The organism is Nocardia violaceofusca NBRC 14427, assembly GCF_963869435.1.
Lineage (GTDB): Bacteria > Actinomycetota > Actinomycetes > Mycobacteriales > Mycobacteriaceae > Nocardia > Nocardia aobensis.
Window position 1 is genome coordinate 370,117 of the sequence record NZ_CAWMPM010000013.1, and the last position, 19,784, is coordinate 389,900.

Consider the following 19,784-nt stretch of genomic DNA (forward strand, 5'->3'; position numbering starts at 1 on the left):
TCAGCCTCCGATCGCGTTGCCGATGGCGCCCAGGGCGCCGGCGGCGGCTGCGTCGTTGTCGCCGAGGATCGCGACGGTGCCGAATGCGGACTGCCCCAAGTGATTACATTTGGCCGACAGGTCGTTGACATCGCTGCAATGCAGGACCTGCGCCGCCGCGAACATCGCCAGGTAGTCGGCGCCGATGAGCCCGAAAACGGGCGTCATCGCGGCTACGTGCGTCGCGGTGTCCATATCGGCCGCGCCGGCGATTTCGGTTCCGATGCTCTGATGTGTCGCCCCGAACGCGCTGATCGCGCTCTGGTCGGCGGTGAGATCGCTCATCGAACTTGCCCCCCAATCATCGTGGTCAACTCAGTCGTCAACGTCGAACAAGCCTCGGCGACCGGGCGTCGACCGGAGGCTGGGCTGGCCTCAATATAACCGACCCGGCCGACGCGATTCGAGTCCGACAAACTAGAACTTGTTGCAAATTAGAACGGGTTCTATATTCTCGTCGCATGAAGGTCGCAGTCACCGGCGCAGCCGGCTTCCTTGGCACGAATCTGCTTCACCAGCTGGTGGAGCGCGGTCACGAAGTGACCGCCATCGACCGGGTTCGGCCCTCCGGCGCAACGGATCCGAGTGTGACCTGGGTGAGCGGCGACGTGCTGGACCCGGCATCGATGCGTTCGGCTCTGGCCGGGGCGGAGGTGGTCTACCACCTGGTCGCCGTGATCACTCTCGCGCATCGCAACGACCTGGCCTGGCGGGTGAACACCGAAGGTGTGCGTGTGGTGGCCGAAGCCGCGCTGGCGGTCGGCGCCCGGCGCATGGTGCACGCCAGTTCGATCCACGCCTTCGATCAGTACAGCTGCGGCGGCCGCATCGACGAGAACGCGCCGCGCTCGGTCGATCCGGCGTTGCCCGTTTACGACCGCTCCAAGTTCCAGGGCGAGGTCGAATTGCGTGCGGTCGTCGACCGGGGGCTGGACGCCGTGATCTGCAATCCGACCGGCGTCTACGGGCCGGTCGACCACTCCGACTCCCGGATCAACACGACGCTGTGGGATGCCGCGCGCGGACGGGTGCCGGTGATGATCGGCGGCGGATTCGATCTGGTCGACGTGCGTGACGTCGCCACCGGCCTGATTCTCGCCGGCGAGCGCGGGCGCACCGGAGAGAACTATCTGCTTTCCGGGGCGATGGTGACGATGCTCGAGGTCACCCAGCTCGCCGCCCAGGTCAACGGGAAGCGGGGCCCGCGCTTCGCCATTCCGGCCAAGGTGATCTCCGGGGCACTGCCGGTGCTGGAACCGATCGGGAAGATGCTGGGCAGCGACCGGGTGTCGCGGGCGGCGATGGGAGCGCTGCTGTCGGCACCCGAGATCGACGGGACCAAGGCGCGGACCGAACTCGGCTACCTGCCCCGGCCGACCGAGGAAACCGTGCGTGACCTGGTGGCCTTCTACAAGGGTGAGTCGGTGCGCACGGTCGCGAGCAGTATGGCCTGACGGGTTGTTCCGGCCGGCGCCGCGGCATGGAGGGGGTGCGTGTGCGGCGCGGTCCTTGACATCGAATCGAACGGGTGTTCGACTGGACGGGTGCGATGGCAGAACCAGAACCCGGCAGCCGATGACGGCGCGCTCCCAGGGCTGGAGCGTGCCGGATTCGTCCGCAGCGTGCAGACGCCGGACTTCGAGGGCGTCACCTTCCACGAAGTGCTGTGCAAGAGTGCGCTGAACAAGGTGCCGCAGCGTTCGGCGGTGCCGTTCGAATGGACGATCAATCCGATGCGCGGCTGTTCACACGCCTGCAGGTACTGCTTCGCCCGCCCCACCCACGAATATCTGGACCTGGACGCCGGGCGTGATTTCGACACCCAGATCGTGGTGAAGACGAACGTGGCCGCGGTGCTGCGCCAGGAATTGCGCCGCCGTTCGTGGCGGCGCGACCCGGTCGCGCTGGGCACCAACACCGATCCCTATCAGCGGGCCGAGGGGCGTTATCGCCTGATGCCGGGGATCATCGCCGCCCTCACCGACGCGGAGACACCCTTCTCCATTCTCACCAAGGGCACGCTGCTGCGGCGGGACCTGCCGCTGCTGGTGGAATCGGCCCGGGTCGTCCCGGTGAGCCTGGCGGTGTCGATCGCGACGGTCGACGAGGACCTGCATCGCGCGGTCGAGCCGGGTACGCCCGGCCCCCGGGCGCGGCTGGAACTGGTGCGGTCGCTGGCCGAGGCCGGATTCGACGTGCATGTGATGGTGGCTCCCGTCATCCCGTATCTCACCGACGACCTCGACCATCTGGACCGATTGTTCGGCGCGATCGCGGCGTCGGGCGGGGCGCGGGCCACCGTGCTGCCCATGCATCTGCGCGGAAGTACCCGGGGCTGGTTCCTGCAATGGCTGGCCGAACATCACCCGGCGCTGCTGCGGCGATACCGGCAGTTGTACGGTCGTGGGGCGTACGTCACACCGGAGTACTCTGCGTGGTTACGGCAGCGAGTGGATCCGCTGCTGGCCCGGTATCGGCTCGATCGGCACCGGGGCCTACCGGCGCGGGGCCGGGCCGCGGGCCCCTCCGAGCCGGACGGTGACGTACAGGCAATACGGTCCGACCCGCAGTTGGCGTTGTTCGGTTGATCGCTCCGCCGGATACCGGCGGACCCACCGGCCCCTGGGGGCCCGGTCGCTCGCGGCCGAAATTCGTTGTACCGCATGCTCGCCGGGTTGTTCGTTCCACGAATTCTCCGGCGAGCCGCGGAGTAACTTGGCGTGTGGTACCTCATCCCTACGAGGAAGTGATGCAGGCGCATGGTGTCGAATCAGGGCGTTGACGGCCCCACCGGCAGCGAAAAATTGGAGAAGGTCGTCATCCGCTTCGCCGGTGATTCCGGCGACGGTATGCAGCTGACCGGAGACCGATTCACCCACGAGGCGGCCGCCTTCGGCAACGACCTCGCCACCCAGCCGAATTTTCCGGCCGAGATCCGCGCACCCCAGGGCACACTCCCCGGGGTGTCGTCGTTCCAGATCCAGATCGCCGACTACGACATCCTCACCGCCGGCGATCAGCCCGACGTGCTGGTGGCCATGAATCCGGCCGCGCTCAAGGCGAACATCGACGATCTCGCCCGAGGCGCGACGGTCATCGTCAATACCGACGAATTCACCAAACGCACCCTCGCGAAGGTCGGCTACGAACGAGACCCGCTGACCGACGACAGTCTCGGTGACTTCGTGGTGCACCGGGTGCCGATGACGTCGCTGACCCTGACCGCCACCGAACCGGCCGGGGTCGGCAAGAAGGACGGCCAGCGCGCGAAGAACATGTTCGCCCTGGGGCTGCTGTCGTGGATGTACGGCCGCCCGCTCGGCGGTACCGAAGCCTTCATGCGCGAGAAGTTCGCCGCCACACCGGAAATCGGCGAGGCGAACGTGCTGGCGTTCCGGGCCGGCTGGAACTACGGCGAGACGACCGAAACCTTCGCCACCACCTACGAAGTCGCGCCCGCCGCGCTGCCGCCGGGCACCTACCGGCAGATCACCGGCAATACCGCCCTCGCCTACGGCGTGATCGCGGCCGGGCAACTGTCCGGGCTGCCGGTGTTCCTCGGCACCTATCCGATCACTCCGGCCTCCGACATCCTGCACGAACTGAGCAAGCACAAGAACTTCGGCGTCACCACCTTCCAGGCCGAGGACGAGATCGCGGGAATCGGTGCGGCACTGGGTGCTTCGATCGGTGGCGCGCTCGGCGTGACCAGTACCTCGGGTCCCGGGCTGGCGCTGAAAAGCGAGACCATCGGCTTGGCGGTGATGACGGAACTGCCGCTGGTGATCATCGACGTCCAGCGCGGCGGCCCCTCGACCGGCCTGCCCACCAAGACCGAACAGGCCGATCTGCTCCAGGCGCTGTACGGGCGCAACGGTGAATCGCCCGTCGCCGTGGTGGCGCCGCGGTCGCCGGCGGACTGTTTCGCGGCCGCGGTGGACGCGGCGCGCATCGCGCTCACCTACCGCACCCCGGTACTGCTGCTGTCCGACGGTGCCATCGCCAACGGCTCCGAGCCGTGGTCGATCCCACGGGTCAGCGACCTCGAGCCGATCGACCCGGCATTCGAACCACCGGCCGAAGAGGACGCCGCGGACGGACACTCGTTCCAGCCCTACGCGCGCGATCCGGAAACCCTTGCCAGGCCGCTGGCCAGGCCCGGAACCGCCGGCCTCGCTCACCGGATCGGCGGCCTGGAGAAGGCCGACGGCAGTGGCAACATCTCCTACGATCCGGCCAACCACGAACTGATGGTCCGCTTGCGTCAGGCGAAGATCGACGGCATCGCGGTGCCCGACCTCGAGGTCGACGATCCCGACGGCACCGCCGAGCTGCTGCTGATCGGCTGGGGCAGCTCCTACGGCCCGATCGGCGAGGCGTGCCGGCGGGCGCGCCGCCGCGGCGTACCGGTCGCGCAAGCGCATCTGCGCCACCTCAACCCGCTGCCCGCCAACACCGGCGAGGTGTTACGGCGCTATCGCCGGGTGGTCGCGCCGGAGATGAACGGCGGCCAGCTGGCGCTGTTGCTGCGCGGCAGATATCTGGTCGACGTGCAGCCGTGGACGAAGGTGGCCGGGACCGCCTTCTCCGCACAGGAGCTGGTCGGCGTGATCGACGCGGCGCTGGACGGATCCATCGGCGAGCTGGAACAGAACAAGGCCTTCGATGCCCGGGCCCGGGCGACCTATCGCACGACAGGGGGATACCGATGACCATCATCGACACCTCGCTCATCGGCGCCGATCTCGGCCTGTCCGGCGTCTCCGGAGTACCCGGCGCGGACGGGCCGCAGAAGGTCAAGGACTTCACCTCCGATCAGGAGGTGCGCTGGTGCCCCGGATGCGGTGACTACGTCATTCTCGCGACCGTGCGCGGTTTCCTCGCCGAGCTGGGCCTGCGACGGGAAAACCTGATGTTCGTCTCAGGCATCGGATGTTCCAGCCGGTTCCCGTACTACCTGGACGCCTACGGCATCCACTCCATTCACGGCCGTGCCCCGGCGATTGCCACCGGACTCGCGGTGACCAGGCCGGATCTGTCGGTCTGGGTCGTCACCGGCGACGGTGACGCCCTCTCGATCGGCGGCAATCACCTGATCCACGCGCTGCGCCGCAACGTGAACATGACGATCCTGCTGTTCAACAACCGGATCTACGGCCTGACCAAGGGCCAGTACTCACCGACCTCCGAACCGGGGAAGGTGACCAAGTCGACGCCGCTCGGCTCGATCGACCACCCGTTCAATACGTTGTCGGTGGCGCTGGGAGCCGAGGCGAGTTTCGCCGCGCGTGCCCTCGACTCCGACCGCGCCGGCCTCACCGAGGTGCTGCGCGCCGCGGCCGAGCACCGCGGCACCTCGTTCGTGGAGATCCTGCAGGATTGCCCGATCTTCAACGACGGCTCCTTCGACGCGCTGCGCCGCGACAACGCCGAATCCCACCTGATCCGCTTGCGGCACGGGGAACCGATCCGCTTCGGCGCGGACGGCGAATTCGCCGTGGTGCGCAACGGTTTCGGGCTCGAGGTGGTCGCTTCGTCGGAGGTCGCCGAGAGTGAGATCGTGGTGCACGACGCCCGGTGCGAACGGTCCGAATACGCCTATGCGCTCTCGCGGTTGACCTCCCAGGATCTGACCCACGTCCCGATCGGCGTCTTCCGCGACGTCACCCGCCCCACCTACGACGACGGGGTCCGGGCGCAGACCGCGGTGGCTGTCGAACGCGCACCGGTCGGACCGCGGTCGCTGCAAAACCTGCTCAACGGCCGCGAGACCTGGACCGTCGGCTGATCGAAGGGACCGGCGGCCCGCAACGATTGCGTCCCTGAGCTTTTCGGCGCCCCGGTCGCGAGGACGCGATCGGGGCCGTAGGGGCCGGAATCAGCGGTCGGCGACGAACGCGTCGACCAACTTCTTGCACAGGTCCGCGAAGCGGGTGCGGTCGGCTTTCTGGGCGTCGGTGAGTCCGTCGGTGCCGCCGGGGGAGTACACCACCAGGTGCACGTCCTGGTCGGGTGTGGCGCCCAGGAAATCGAGCAGGGTGGACCCGCCGCTGCCGTCCTTGGGCATACCCAGATCCGCGGCGGCCAGTTTCTTCGCCTCCTCGGCGGCGGCATGGACCGCGTCGAGGGAGACGTGTCCGTTGCGCTGCTGCGGTGCCTTGTCGGCGGGACGGTCCGGATCGGCGGCGTCGGGGCTGTTCACCGCATGCCCGTCCGAATAGACGAGCAGCGTCGGCGCCGGCGTCACCCCGGCGTGCTCCCCGCCCGGAATCGTGGTCAGCGCCACCGACAGTCCGGCCGCGGGTTCGTCGGCCACGGCCGTCATCGCGCCGCCGGCCACCGTCAGTGCCGCGGCGCAGACCGCCACCGCCGCCCGCACACCCGGCATTGTTCGTCTCGCACCGCCGATAACCCGCATATCGTTCACTCCTGCCCTCCACCCGTCCCGGTCTTGCCGATCATTGTGCCCGCACCGCTGCCGGTATCCACCCGACTTGCCCGTTCGAAAACTCCGCCCGGCCCGGTTCAGCGCAGCGCCGGCGGATTGTTCAGATCCGGTGCCGAGAAGGTGTCACATGCGGCGACCTGGCCGTTCCGGTAGCCGGTCAGGAACCACTTCTGGCGCTCGTTCGACGAACCGTGCGTCCATCCCTCCGGATTCACCCGGCCGGTGGCGGCCTTCTGGATCCGGTCGTCGCCGACCGCCGCGGCGGCGGAGAGCGCGTCTTGAATGTCGCTGTCGGACAACGGTTTCAGCAGCGGCTGGGAACCGCCGGGGGCCGGTGTCTTGTCCGCGTAGCTCGCCCACAGCCCGGCGTAACAGTCGGCCTGCAATTCGAGGCGAACCGATCCGGAATCAGGGCCTTTGGGATCGCGCTGCGCGCGGCCGCTGTCGCCCAGCAGGTTCTGGATGTGATGCCCGAATTCGTGCGCCACCACGTACTCCTCGGCCAGCGGACCACCCGCCGCCCCGAACTTGTCGCGCAGCTCCTGGAAGAACCCGGTATCGAAATAGGCCTTGCGGTCCGCCGGACAGTAGAAGGGGCCGACCGCGCTGGTCGCGTTGCCGCATCGGGTGTTGACCGACCCGGTGAACAGCGTCACCCCGGGTTTGGTGTACTGCACCCGGGTCTGACGCGGCAGGACCCCGCCCCAGACGCCGTCGAGACTCTGCGCGGTCAGCACCACCCGGCACTGTGCGTACCGGTTCGCATCACCGTTGGTCTTGCAGACGGAGGTATCGACGCCACCGGTCTGCGTTCCCGACGTTCCGCTGCCGAGCAGATTGCCCGGATTCACGCCGAACAGCACCGCGAGAATCAGCACGATCAAGCCACCGCCACCGCCCAAGGCGAGCTTGGGGCCCATGCCGCCGCCGGTGGAGACCCGGTCCGGATCGATATCCATACCTTCGTTGAAGGTCATCGTTGCTGCTCCTGTGGATCGAGTGGGCTGCTCGGCGCTCGGTCAGCCGAAACAACCTCTACAGCTTGGCATGAGCGTCCACGGCTCGGGAGACGAGTGGCGTCGTGTCCACCGAGTGACACCGGGAGTCGGATATCGGTTTCCGTCCGGCCGACGCGCCTCACTACCATGGGGGCGCACCAGGTCATCCCGTGCCCGGTGCACCGTGTCGTCGAAAGGATTCCCGTGCTGCGCACCCACTTGGCTGGTTCGCTGCGAAGCGAGCACGCCGGTCTGACCGTCACCCTCACCGGCTGGGTGGCCCGGCGGCGAGACCACGGTGGCGTGATCTTCATCGATCTGCGCGATGCGTCGGGGGTCGCGCAGGTGGTCTTCCGCGAGGGTGTGCCGGCCGAACAGGCCCACAAGCTCCGGGCGGAGTACTGCGTGCAGGTCACCGGTGTGGTCGAGGGACGTCCGGACGGCAGCGAGAACCCGAATCTGCCCACCGGTGCGATCGAGGTCAACGTCACCGAACTCGTGGTGCTCAACGAGGCCGCGCCGCTGCCCTTCCAGCTCGACGAGCAGCCCGGCGAAGAGGCGCGCCTGAAGTATCGCTACCTCGATCTGCGCCGCGAGGGCCCCGCGCACGCCATCCGGCTGCGGTCGAAGGTCAACGCCGCGGCCCGCGAGGTGCTGGCGCAGCACGCGTTCGTCGAGGTCGAGACCCCGACGATGACGCGGTCCACGCCGGAGGGCGCGCGCGACTTCCTGGTGCCCGCCCGGCTGCAGCCCGGCAAGTTCTACGCCCTGCCGCAGAGCCCGCAGCTGTTCAAGCAGTTGCTGATGGTCTCGGGGGTGGAGCGGTACTACCAGATCGCCCGCTGCTACCGCGACGAGGATTTCCGCGCCGACCGCCAGCCCGAGTTCACCCAGCTCGACCTGGAGATGAGCTTCGTGACCCAGGAGGATGTGATCCTGCTGGCCGAGGACATCCTGGTCGCGCTGTGGAAGCTGGTCGGCCATGAGATCCCCACGCCGATTCCGCACATGACCTACGCGGAGGCGATGCGCCGCTACGGCAGCGACAAGCCCGATCTGCGCTTCGGCATCGAGATCACCGAATGCGCCGAGTACTTCAAGGACACCTCCTTCCGGGTCTTCCAGGCGCCGTATGTCGGCGCGGTCGTGATGCCGGGCGGAGCGAGCCAGCCGCGGCGCCAGCTCGACGCCTGGCAGGAATGGGCCAAGCAGCGCGGGGCGAAGGGCCTGGCCTACATCCTGGTCGGTGAGGACGGCATCCTCGGCGGCCCGGTCGCCAAGAACCTGTCCGACGCCGAACGCGAGGGCCTGGCCAAGCACGTCGGCGCGGCGCCTGGCGACTGCATCTTCTTCGGCGCCGGAGAGGCGAAGTCGAGCCGGGCGCTGCTGGGCGCGGCGCGTGGCGAGATCGCGCGCAAGTGCGGCCTGATCGACGAGGACGCCTGGGCGTTCGTGTGGATCGTCGACGCCCCGATGTTCGAGCCCGCCGCCGACGCCACCGCGAGTGGCGATGTGGCACTCGGACATTCGGCCTGGACCGCGGTGCACCACGCGTTCACCTCGCCGAAGCCGGAGTCCATCGACACCTTCGACACCGATCCGGGCGCGGCGCTGGCCTACGCCTACGACATCGTCTGCAACGGCAACGAGATCGGCGGCGGCAGTATCCGCATCCATCGCCGTGACGTGCAGGAGCGGGTGTTCAAGGTCATGGGCATCAGCCACGACGAGGCGCAGGAGAAATTCGGATTCCTGTTGGACGCCTTCGCCTTCGGCGCGCCGCCGCACGGCGGAATCGCCTTCGGCTGGGACCGCATCACCGCACTGCTGGCCGGGGTGGATTCGATTCGCGAGGTCATCGCGTTCCCGAAGTCCGGTGGCGGCGTGGACCCGCTGACCGAGGCGCCGGCGCCCATCACCGCGCAGCAGCGCAAGGAAGCCGGCCTCGACGTGGTGCTCGACGAGCACGGCAAGCCGAAGGCCTGATCCGGAACCGGATGTGCCGCCGCGGTCGTGGGCAGTCGCGGCCGCGCACCGGTTAGTCTGCAGATCGTCCGGCGCCACCCGGTGCCGGACGATCGTGCCGACGACAGGGGACTGGGGTGCTGCACCTGCGGGCGGTCTGCCCACCGGAGTCGACCGACGCCGCGGTGACCGCGCTGCGGGCCGAACCCGGCGCCACGCTCATCACCGTGCAGCGCGGCGTCTCGGTCGAGCCGCCCGGTGATCTCGTCCAGGCCGATATCGCTCGCGAATCGGCCAACGATGTGCTGGCCGGTCTGCGTGGGCTGGGCATCGGCGACTACGGCGGCATCATGCTCTCGCCGGTGGAGACGGTGCTGTCGGCGCCGGCCGACCGCGCGGTCGAGGCGGCGCCGGGCGATCCGTCGGATGCGATCGTCTGGGAGGAACTGCTCGCCCAGACCCACGAGGAATCGACGCTCAATCCGACCTTCCTGGCGTTCATCACGATCGCGTGCCTGCTGGCCGTCGTCGGTGTGGCCACCGATTCGCCGGTGACGGTTGTCGGCGCCATGGTGGTCGGACCCGAGTTCGGACCGCTGGCCGCCGTCGCGGTCGCGGTGGTGCGCAGGGACTTCCGCCTCGCCCGCCGCTCGATCCTGGCCCTGCTGATCGGTTTTCCGGTGGCGATGGGGATCGCGACGCTGGCGTCGCTGGTGTGGGAGCAGTTCGGCTGGATCACCGTCGACCGCATCCACGCCATCCGCAACGTGGACTTCATCTACGAGGTGGGCCCGTTCTCGCTGGTGGTGGCCCTGTTGGCGGGTGCGGCGGGGATGATGTCGCTGGTGACCGCGAAATCGGCGGCGCTGGTCGGCGTGTTCATCTCGGTGACGACGATTCCGGCGGCCGGTTTCGCCGCCGTCGCCGCCACCGTCGGCGAATGGCACAAGGCATTCGAGTCGATCGGCCAGCTGGGCGTGAACATGGTCGGCATCGTCGTGGCGGGCATCATCGTGCTGCAGTTGCGTCCCCATCACGGGCACGCGCTCGGCCCGCCACGTCCGAAGCGACGGAACATCCTGTCGCGCTGGTGGTTCGGCGACGAATGAGACCGCTCAGGCGATCAGGCCGCCGGTGAGCATCCGGTAGGAGTAGGTGACCGCGATGACGGTGAGCGGTCCCACCACCAGCAGACCGATGCCGCACAGCGCCGTGGCGACGATCGTCAGCGCGGCGACTGTCAGGGCCAGCAGCAGTGTCGGCACGAAATTCGAGACCACCAGCTGCACACTGGATTTGATCGCGCTGAACGGATCGAGATCCTGGTCGATGACGTAGTGCAGCGAGAACATGCACAGATAGCCCACGACGAGTGCCGGCACGATGCACAACACCGCGCCGACGCAGGCCGCCACGAAGACGAGCAGAGCGGTGATCAGCACGTTGCCGGCGTTGACGAAGCTGAAGAACGACGCGAAATCCGGTGGCGTCCCGTCGGTTTCGTACAGGGCGCCGCGGATCATCGCCGCCTGCAGCAGCCAGACCACGACCGCGGCGAGCAACCCGATCAGCACCACCGGCATCAGCGAATTCATGTGCGTGACGTTCACCACCACCGTCACCATCAGGTAGGCGACGAAGCCGACGAGCGTTATCGCGACCCACGGAATCGGATTGGCGCGGAAGCGATCCCACGCGAAGCTGAGCGCCCGGCCGACATTGAGCGCCGGCGCACCGGCGTATCCCGGCGGCGCGCCGTACCCGGGCGCGCCCTGCGGCGGCATGCCGTTATCCGATGCGCCCCAGGTCGGATCGGCGGGCGGCGGATAGGCGCCCGGCGGGACGCTGCCGGGCGGGCCGTAGGTGGGGCCGGGCTGTCCGTGCGTTCCGGGTGGCGGTGCCACCGGGGGCACCCCGCCCGGGGTGACCTGGGGCGGCTCGCCCGGAGCGCCGCCGTACTGCGGCGTGCCGTATTGCGGTGCGCCGGAGCCCTCGAACTGCGGATAACCCGCGGCTCCGGCCATTTCGGGCCGGCCCGGCGTTGCGGAATGTTCGCCTGGCACGGCGCCGGGTCGTGCGGGACCGGTGGGATGCTGCCCGGGCCGGCTCTCCGGTCGCCGTTCACCGCCTTCGCCGGTGTCGCGGGGTGCGGACTGCGGGGAGTCGGTCATCGTCGGACCTTTCGAATCACCTGGGTTCTGGTGCGGCACACTGCAGTTGAGATTTCGACACAACCGGACACGGCCGGGCGTGTCAAGCGACGGGCCGCGGCATCGGGCCGGATCCGCGACCCGGCCGACGATGAGCGTAATGAGCATCTCGGTCCGGTCGCAGCCGCTCGGCGGGGACACGCCGACGACGCGCGAAAGGTTGCCGATCCGCTCGCTGAAAGTGACCTGGAGCGAGTAACTTGGTTGGCGATGACCGCACTATTGGCCGAACGCGCCGCCGAAGTCGTGTCCGCGGCACAACAGTTGCTCACGAAGCGCATGGGTGCTGCGGTGAAGCTGAGCGATCCGATCGAACTCAGCGGCAGTGGCAGGACGACGGTGCTGCGCGTACGCGTAGCGGAGAACTCGTTCTCACTTCCTCGCACCCTGATCGTCAAGCAGGTCCGTGGCGCCGCACAGGAGCGCCGGATCGGCGGGCTGGCGCCGGGGGTCGCGAGCATAGACTCGGCGTTCCTGCGCGAGGCGGTGTCCTACCAGTTCACCACCGCACTCAGCAGCGAGCACCGGCCCGGTGCCTATCTGCTGGCCCACAGCCTGCCGGATCGGCTGCTGATCCTCAGCGATCTGGGCGAGAACATGTCGCTCACCTCGGTGCTGCAAACCGGCGCCGAACCCGCCACCCGCAACGCCCAGATGGCGTTCGCGCAGGCGCTGGGCCGTATGCACGCCGCCACGGTCGGCCGGGAGGCCGATTTCGTGGCGCTGCTGCGGCGAGTGGAAGTGGTGCACCGGGTCGACGGCATCGCCCAGCAGGCCGAGGCCGCGATCGGTGAGGTACCCGGAATGCTGGCCCGCGAGGTCGGCATCGACGTGCCGGGCGAGATCGCGGAACGCATCGTGCGGGGCAATCGCCTGTTCTCCGCGGGCCGCTTCCGCGCGTTCAGCCCCTCGGACCTGTGTCCGGACAATGTGATCCTCAACGACGAGGGTGCCCGGTTCCTCGACTACGAATGGGGCGGTTTCCGCGACGCCACCCTCGACATCGCCTACGCGCTGGTCTCGTTCCCGGGCTGCCTGTGCGATTTCGAACTCTCTCGCGAGCGCGCGCATCAGATGGTGGAGGCCTGGCGCTCGGAGGTCGTGGGCGTGTGGCCCGCCCTCGCCGACGACGACCTGCTGGCCGAACGCATCCTCGAGGCCCGGCTCATCTGGGTGTGGCTGACGACCTTCTGGTTCCTGCCCGCCGATCACACCCGCATCGCCGCGGCCCGCGAACACGGCCTGTCGGTGCCGCGCTCGGCCGCGCTGATCAACCGCTGGGCGGCGCTGGCCGAGGATGCGCGCTGCACCGGCGACGACACACTCGGCGACTTCGCCGAGCATGTCTCCGCCACCCTCGAGGAACTCTGGGAGGAGTGACTCAGCGGGCCGGTCGCGGTCCCACGATCGAGGCTCGTTCCATGATTCGCATCTGTGGCCAGTAGTCGCTGGCGGCGTAGTGCTGCACGGCCCGGTTGTCCCAGAAGGCGACGGTGTCGGGCTCCCAGTGCAGCCGCACCTGGTGTTCCGGGTAATCGGCCTGGCGGCAGAGCCGGTCCAGCAGGTCGTGGCTCGCCTCGGGATCCATGCCGTCGATCCGGTCCACGAAGATGCGATTGACGTACAGGTGCCGGCGTCCGGTCGCCTCGTGTGTGCACACCACAGGGTGGCTGACCGGCGGATGCTGGGCGCGCAGCGCCTCCTGCGCCGCGGCGGTCTGCCCGCGGCCGAAGGCACGGGTGTAGTCGTGGGTCGCGGTGAGGTCGTCGATCCGGGTCCGCGTCTCGGCATCGAGGGCCTCGTAGGCGGCGTACATATCCGAGAACAGCGTGTCGCCGCCGATCTCGGGAACGGCGACGGCGTGCAGGATCGCGCCCATCGACGGCTGCGGCCGCCAGGTCACGTCGTGATGCCAGATGTTCTCGACGCCCGCCATCGTCGGGGTCTTCTCGAAGCGGACCAGCTCCGGCTGCTCGGTGTTGGACGGGATGAACGGATGCACCTCGAGGGTGCCGAAGCGCGCCGCGAACGCGACGTGGCGGGCGGGCGTCAGCGGTTGCTCGCGGAAGAACAGCACCTTGTACTCGTGCAGTGCCCGGCGCAGTTCGGCGATCACCTCCGCGGGCAGCTCCCGGGTCAGATCCACGCCGCTGATCTCCGCGCCGAGGCTGACGCCGACCTGACGGGCGTCGAAATGCTGCCAGCGCAGTGCGGCCAGACGGTCACGTTCGGCGACCAGATGGGTGAACGGGCCCGCGATCAGCGGAAATCCCGGCAGTGGAAACGAGCTAACGGGGTAGTGCGTACGCGGTTCGGTCTCCGCGGCGGTGGTCTGCGTCATGGCGGTTCCTTCGGCGATCGGACGACTGTAGTCGATTGACTACACCGGTATTCGCTACTGTAGCCCGATGTCCGAGAACCCGCCATCGACTCCGCGTCCTGACGACTCCGGCGCCGCGCCGGTCGGTCGCGACGCAGTCGTCGCGGCGGTCACGGAGGCCGCCGCCGACCTGTTCGCCGAACGCGGCCCGGCCGCGACCTCGATCCGCGACATCGCCGAGCGTGCCGGGGTCAACCACGGCCTGGTCTTCCGGCATCTCGGTGCCAAGGATCGGCTGGTCGGGGCCGTGCTGAGCTATCTCGGGGAGCAATCGGGCGCGGTGGCCGCCGCCGGGCAGCTCACCGCCACCGATCCCCGGCTGCGCCGCCATCTGACCGTGCTGGCCCGCTGCATCCTCGACGGCTATCCGGTCGGCGAGCTGCAGGAACAGTTCCCCGTGATGGCGATGCTGATCGAGCATCTCCGGCCGCAGATGGACAGCGATCGCGCGGCCGGACTGGCGGTGGCCCATCTGGCCGCCTTCACCATGGGCTGGCAGCTGCTCGAACCGTTCCTGCGCAGCGCCGCGGGCCTGCGCGAGCTGACCGATGCCGAACTGCGGGCGTCGATCGAGGCGCAGGCCGGGCGAATTCTGCGCCCCGACCCCGCCTCGCCCTGAGTGTCGGTGCTCATCGGTACCGTCGAGGCGTGAGCGAAGGGTTGTTCGAGGCGCCGGAGGTGGAGGAAGTGTCCGGCGCATCCGCCGCATTGCCGCCGGCGGGCAGGATGTCGCCGCTGGCGGTGCGGATGCGGCCCGCGAGCCTGGACGAGGTGGTCGGCCAGCAGCACCTGCTCGGCCCGGGATCGCCGCTGCGCCGCTTGATCGAGGGGTCGGGTGCGGCATCGGTGCTGCTCTACGGCCCGCCCGGGACGGGCAAGACGACGCTGGCCGCGCTCATCTCGACCGCGACCGGCCGTCGTTTCGAGGCGCTCTCGGCATTGTCGGCGGGCGTCAAGGAGGTGCGCGCGGTCATCGAGCTGGCGCGGCGGCGGCTGCTCGCGGGGGAGCAGACCGTGCTGTTCATCGACGAGGTGCACCGGTTCTCCAAAACCCAGCAGGACGCCCTGCTGGCCGCGGTGGAGAACCGGGTGGTGTTGCTGGTCGGGGCGACCACGGAGAACCCGTCGTTCTCGGTGGTGTCGCCGCTGCTGTCGCGGTCGCTGGTGTTGCAGTTGAAGTCGTTGTCGGACAACGATATTCGCATCGTACTGCGTCGCGCGATCGACGATGAGCGAGGTCTGGCAGGGCAGTACACCGTTACGGAGGCGGCGCTCGACCACATCGTCCGCATCGCCGGCGGTGACGCGCGCCGATCGCTGACCGCCCTGGAGGCCTCGGCGGAATCGTCGCTGGACGGCACGGTGGACGTGGATCTGGTGGAGGCCAGCGTCGACAAGGCCGCGGTTCGCTACGACCGCGCCGGCGACCAGCACTACGACGTGATCAGCGCGTTCATCAAATCGCTGCGGGGGTCCGATGTCGACGCGGCGCTGCACTATCTGGCCCGGATGATCAGCGCGGGCGAGGATCCGCGCTTCATCGCGCGGCGATTGATGATCCAGGCGTCCGAGGACGTCGGCATGGCCGATCCGACCGCCCTGCAGACCGCGGTCGCCGCCGCGCAGGTGGTGCAGCTGGTCGGTATGCCGGAGGCGCAGCTGGCGCTCGCGCACGCCACCATCCACGTGGCCACCGCGCCCAAATCGGGTGCGGTCGCGGCGGCCATCGGCGCGGCCATGTCCGATATCGCGGCCGGTAAGGCCGGTGCGGTGCCACCCCACCTGCGCGACGGGCATTACGCGGGGGCGGCGAAAATGGGCAATGCGCAGGGCTACAAATACCCGCACGACCACCCGGACGGGATCCTCGCCCAGCAGTATCCGCCCGACGAACTGGTCGGCGCCGACTACTACACCGCGACCGATCACGGCTACGAGCGCGAGATCGGGCCGCGGGTCACCAAGTTGCGGCGGATCGTCCGAGGGCGCTGAGACACGGGCGCGCCCACGACCGCTGAAAACCGGCTGGACCGCGCCCGGTAGGCTGGATATTCGTGCAGACCCACGAGATCCGACGGCGTTTCCTGGACCACTTCGTCCGTGCCGGCCACACCGAGGTACCCAGTGCCTCGTTGATCCTGCCGGACCCGAACCTGCTGTTCGTCAATGCGGGCATGGTGCAGTTCAAGCCGTATTTCCTGGGCCAGGAGGCGCCGCCGTTCGCGCGTGCGACCAGCGTGCAGAAGTGCGTGCGCACCGGCGATATCGAAGAGGTGGGCGTCACCACCCGCCACAACACCTTCTTCCAGATGGCGGGCAACTTCTCCTTCGGTGACTACTTCAAGGAAGGTGCCATCACCTTCGCCTGGGAACTGATCAGCAAATCTCAGGAGGAGGGCGGATTCGGCTTCGATCCGGAGCGGATCTGGGTCACCGCCTACGAGAGCGATCCCGAGGCCGCCGAGATCTGGCACCGCGTCGCCGGAATCCCGACCGAACGCATCCAGTTCCGCGACGGCAAGGACAACTACTGGGATATGGGCGTGCCCGGTCCCGGCGGGCCGTGTTCGGAGATCTACTACGACCGCGGACCCGAATACGGCGCCGAGGGCGGCCCGGTCGCCGACGAGGATCGCTACCTCGAGATCTGGAATCTCGTGTTCATGCAGGACATCCGCGGCGAGCAGAGCCCCAAGCTGGGCTATCCGCCGGTGGGGTCGCTGCCGAAGAAGAACATCGATACCGGTATGGGCATCGAACGCGTGGCGATGCTGCTGCAGGGTGTGGACAACGTCTACGAAACCGATCTGCTGCGCCCGATCATCTCCAAGGCCGAGGAGCTGACCGGTAAGAGCTACGGCGTCGAACACGCCGACGACGTGCGCTTCCGCGTCATCGCCGACCACGCCCGCACCTCGGCGATGCTGATCGCCGACGGCGTCAACCCCGGCAACGACGGCCGCGGCTACGTGCTGCGCCGCTTGCTGCGCCGGATCGTGCGCTCGGCCCGGCTGCTGGGCGCCGAGAAGCCGGTGATCGGCGAATTCATGAAGGTCGTCAGCGATCTCATGTCGCCCTCGTACCCCGAACTGGCTACCGACTTCACTCGCATCGAGACCGTCGCCGTGGGTGAGGAGACCGCCTTCCTCAAGACGCTGAGCACCGGGTCGAAACTGTTCGACGACGCGGTCGCCGAGGTGAAGGCCACAGGCGGGCGCACCCTCGCGGGCAGTGAGGCGTTCACCCTGCACGACACCTACGGTTTCCCGATCGACCTGACCCTGGAGATGGCCGCCGAGGCCGGGCTCGAGGTCGACGAGTCGGGCTTCCGCACGCTGATGGCCGAGCAGCGGCAGCGCGCCAAGGACGATGCGCAGGCGCGCAAACACGCCCACGCCGACCTGTCGATCTACAAGGAACTGGTCGACCGGGGCGCCACCGAATTCACCGGATTCGACGAACTGGCCACCGAGGCACGGGTTCTCGCCCTCATCGCCGACGGTGTGCGGGTCCCCACCGCGACCGCCGGGCAGGATGTCGAGGTCATCCTCGATCGCAGTCCGCTCTATGCCGAATCGGGCGGTCAGATCGCCGACCGCGGCAGCCTCACCGCCTCGGGCACGGAACTGCGCGTCAACGACGTGCAGAAGATCGCCAAGAAGCTGTGGGTGCACAAGACCACCGTCGAGCGCGGGCAGATCACCGAGGGCGATGCCGTACTCGCTCAGGTCGATCCGGCGTGGCGGCGCGGCGCCACCCAGGGCCACTCCGGCACGCACATGGTGCATGCCGCGCTGCGGCAGGTGCTGGGCCCCAACGCGGTTCAGGCCGGTTCACTGAACAAGCCCGGATATCTGCGGTTCGACTTCAACTGGCAGGGCCAGCTCTCGGAGTCGCAGAAGGCCGATATCGAGGCCGTGTCCAACGACGCGGTCGGCTCGGACTTCCCGGTGAACACCTTCGTCACCGATCTGCCCAAGGCCAAGTCGATGGGCGCGCTGGCACTGTTCGGCGAGAACTACGGGTCCGAGGTGCGGGTCGTCGAAATCGGCGGGCCGTTCTCGATGGAACTGTGCGGCGGTACCCACGTCGAACATTCGTCGCAGATCGGGCCGATCACACTGCTCGGCGAATCGTCGGTCGGTTCCGGTGTGCGTCGCGTGGAGGCGTTCGTCGGGCTGGATTCCTACAAGTATCTGGCCAAGGAGCGGGCCCTGCTGGCCGGTGTGGCCGCCTCGCTGAAGGTGCCCTCCGAGGATGTGCCGGCCCGGGTCGAGCAACTGGTGGAACGGCTGAAGGTCGCCGAGAAGGAACTCGAGCGCACCAAGGCCGCGGCCGTCCTGTCGCAGGCGGGGACCTACGTCGAGCAGGCCCAGCGCGTCGGCAAGGTGCTGCTGGTCGCGGCCGCGGCCCCGAAGGGCGTCGGCGCGGGCGATCTGCGGACCCTGGCCACCGATATCCGCGGCCGGTTCGGCAGTGAACCGGCGGTGGTCGTGCTGCTCGGCAACGCCGACGGCAAGGTCCCGTTCGTGGTCGCGGTGAACAAGCCCGCTCAGGAACTCGGTGTGAAGGCCGGCGATCTGGTCGGCAGCTTCGGTTCGAGTATCGCGGGCCGCGGTGGCGGTAAGCCGGAGATGGCGCAGGGCGCCGGCTCGGATCCGTCCGGTATCGAGGCCGGCCTGGCCGGCGTGCGCGCGCGGGTGGCCGAGATCGCCGCCTGATGGACAATTCCGATAATTCGGAGCCCTCGGAACCGGAGCCGTCCCCATCGGGGGCGGCTCCGGAAGCCGGGGCCGCCCGGCCGGACGACATTCCGGCCGAACGCCCCAGCGCGCGGACCGATCCCGGTCGCGGCCGGCGGATCGGCATCGACGTGGGAACCGTGCGCATCGGAGTGGCGGCCAGTGACCCGGACGGGATCCTGGCGACGCCGGTGGAGACGGTCCCGACCGTCAAGGGTGGAAAACGAGGTCCGGCAACCGATCTGATCCGGGTAGCCGAGATTGTGCGGGAATACGAGGCGGTCGAGGTAATCGTCGGTCTGCCACGCACATTACGTGGGGCCAGTGGCTCGTCGGCACAGTTGGCCGCCCGGTTCGCGCGACGTTTGCGGGACATGATTCCTGGTGTGCCGATACGACTTTCCGACGAACGTTTGACTACGGTGTCAGCTGCACGTGCATTGCGGGACAGTGGAGTTCGCGCGCGCGGCCGGCGGCAGGTCATCGACCAGGCGGCTGCCGTGTCGATCCTGCAAGGGTGGTTGGACGAACGGAGTGCGGTGTTGAACTCGGCCGGTGCAGACGAGGCCAGGTGGTCGGATGAGTGACCGCTGGTCCCGGGCCGGAGAACGCTCGCGCCGGCGCGCCGACGAGCAGCAGCGGCGCTACCGGCGCGGCGGTGCGCACCGTAGCGCCACCGACGAGTGGGACGACTACGAGGACGACGACACCGCCGTCATTCCGCGCTACGTCGACGAGGACGAACCGGCCGCGCATTACGCCGATCCCGCCGCGGGATACGACGCTCGCTACGACCACGAGCTCGCCGACGCCGGATACGCGGATCCCGATTACGCCGACCCGGATTACGCCGACGACTACGCCGAACCGGAGTACGAGCGGACCGGCCGCAGCGGCCATCGGTATCGTCGCGACGAGTACGACTCCGAGACCGATATCGAACCGATCGCCGTCGCGGAGCCGGAACCGGCGCCGGCCGCCAGGCGCGGCACCCGGGCGAGC

At 68.7% G+C, this 19,784-nt stretch carries 16 protein-coding genes and 1 pseudogene; 12 read left to right on the top strand and 5 right to left on the bottom strand.

Features of this window, described 5'->3' with window-relative positions:
• The gene (locus AC5592_RS13640) at positions 1-324 is read right to left on the bottom strand and encodes a type VII secretion target (protein ID WP_036502785.1); all 324 of its coding nucleotides are present in this window, start codon (positions 322-324) and stop codon (positions 1-3) included.
• Between the two features lie 176 nt (positions 325-500).
• Between AC5592_RS13640 and AC5592_RS13645 the strand changes: the two genes are divergently transcribed.
• From AC5592_RS13645 to AC5592_RS13660, 4 genes are all read left to right on the top strand, one after another.
• Positions 501-1,493: an NAD-dependent epimerase/dehydratase family protein gene (locus tag AC5592_RS13645; RefSeq protein WP_036502783.1), complete on the top strand. Its 993-nt coding sequence runs from the start codon at positions 501-503 to the stop codon at positions 1,491-1,493.
• A 90-nt stretch (positions 1,494-1,583) separates the two neighbouring features.
• Positions 1,584-2,627: an Rv2578c family radical SAM protein gene (locus AC5592_RS13650; protein WP_063064362.1), complete on the top strand. Its 1,044-nt coding sequence runs from the start codon at positions 1,584-1,586 to the stop codon at positions 2,625-2,627.
• Positions 2,628-2,798: 171 nt separating this feature from the next.
• On the top strand, positions 2,799-4,751 hold the full coding sequence (locus AC5592_RS13655; protein WP_063064363.1) for a 2-oxoacid:acceptor oxidoreductase subunit alpha: 1,953 nt from the start codon (positions 2,799-2,801) through the stop codon (positions 4,749-4,751).
• Complete coding sequence (locus AC5592_RS13660; RefSeq protein WP_063064364.1) at positions 4,748-5,827, top strand: 2-oxoacid:ferredoxin oxidoreductase subunit beta; 1,080 nt, start codon at positions 4,748-4,750, stop codon at positions 5,825-5,827. Before AC5592_RS13655 ends, AC5592_RS13660 begins: the two co-directional genes overlap by 4 nt.
• Before the next feature lie 90 nt (positions 5,828-5,917).
• Here the strand turns inward: AC5592_RS13660 and AC5592_RS13665 are convergent, their stop codons facing one another.
• On the bottom strand, positions 5,918-6,418 hold the full coding sequence (locus AC5592_RS13665; RefSeq protein ID WP_157121823.1) for a hypothetical protein: 501 nt from the start codon (positions 6,416-6,418) through the stop codon (positions 5,918-5,920).
• Between the two features lie 146 nt (positions 6,419-6,564).
• Positions 6,565-7,464: a KPN_02809 family neutral zinc metallopeptidase gene (gene ypfJ, locus AC5592_RS13670; RefSeq protein WP_036502771.1), complete on the bottom strand. Its 900-nt coding sequence runs from the start codon at positions 7,462-7,464 to the stop codon at positions 6,565-6,567.
• Between the two features lie 225 nt (positions 7,465-7,689).
• On the opposite strand from ypfJ, the gene aspS reads away from it, so the two are divergent.
• On the top strand, positions 7,690-9,471 hold the full coding sequence (gene aspS, locus AC5592_RS13675; RefSeq protein WP_063064408.1) for an aspartate--tRNA ligase: 1,782 nt from the start codon (positions 7,690-7,692) through the stop codon (positions 9,469-9,471).
• Positions 9,472-9,587: 116 nt separating this feature from the next.
• Positions 9,588-10,559 (top strand): DUF389 domain-containing protein, encoded by a 972-nt coding sequence (locus AC5592_RS13680; RefSeq protein ID WP_051024718.1) that lies wholly within the window; start codon positions 9,588-9,590, stop codon positions 10,557-10,559.
• 6 nt (positions 10,560-10,565) lie between these two features.
• Here the strand turns inward: AC5592_RS13680 and AC5592_RS13685 are convergent, their stop codons facing one another.
• Positions 10,566-11,621, bottom strand: coding sequence for a DUF2189 domain-containing protein (locus tag AC5592_RS13685; RefSeq protein WP_063064366.1), 1,056 nt, complete (start codon positions 11,619-11,621; stop codon positions 10,566-10,568).
• Between the two features lie 249 nt (positions 11,622-11,870).
• On the opposite strand from AC5592_RS13685, the gene AC5592_RS13690 reads away from it, so the two are divergent.
• A complete protein-coding gene (locus AC5592_RS13690; protein ID WP_030513960.1) occupies positions 11,871-13,040 on the top strand; it encodes a phosphotransferase family protein in 1,170 nt (389 codons plus the stop codon).
• Between the two features lies 1 nt (position 13,041).
• On the opposite strand, the gene AC5592_RS13695 is transcribed toward AC5592_RS13690, so the two are convergent.
• Entirely contained in the window at positions 13,042-14,001 is a 960-nt protein-coding gene (locus AC5592_RS13695; protein ID WP_083870843.1) for a TauD/TfdA dioxygenase family protein, read from the bottom strand.
• Positions 14,002-14,068: 67 nt separating this feature from the next.
• On the opposite strand from AC5592_RS13695, the gene AC5592_RS13700 reads away from it, so the two are divergent.
• From AC5592_RS13700 to AC5592_RS13720, 5 genes and pseudogenes are all read left to right on the top strand, one after another.
• Complete coding sequence (locus tag AC5592_RS13700; protein ID WP_063064367.1) at positions 14,069-14,659, top strand: TetR/AcrR family transcriptional regulator; 591 nt, start codon at positions 14,069-14,071, stop codon at positions 14,657-14,659.
• A 29-nt stretch (positions 14,660-14,688) separates the two neighbouring features.
• Entirely contained in the window at positions 14,689-16,032 is a 1,344-nt protein-coding gene (locus tag AC5592_RS13705; protein ID WP_084506635.1) for a replication-associated recombination protein A, read from the top strand.
• 62 nt (positions 16,033-16,094) lie between these two features.
• The gene (gene alaS, locus AC5592_RS13710; RefSeq protein ID WP_063064369.1) at positions 16,095-18,761 is read left to right on the top strand and encodes an alanine--tRNA ligase; all 2,667 of its coding nucleotides are present in this window, start codon (positions 16,095-16,097) and stop codon (positions 18,759-18,761) included.
• Positions 18,761-19,369 carry a Holliday junction resolvase RuvX gene (gene ruvX, locus AC5592_RS13715; protein WP_083870842.1) on the top strand — a complete coding sequence of 203 codons (609 nt, stop codon included), beginning with the start codon at positions 18,761-18,763 and terminating at the stop codon, positions 19,367-19,369. Before alaS ends, ruvX begins: the two co-directional genes overlap by 1 nt.
• Positions 19,362-19,784: pseudogene (locus AC5592_RS13720) on the top strand (hypothetical protein); the annotation flags it as partial. The gene ruvX and the pseudogene AC5592_RS13720, both read left to right, overlap by 8 nt.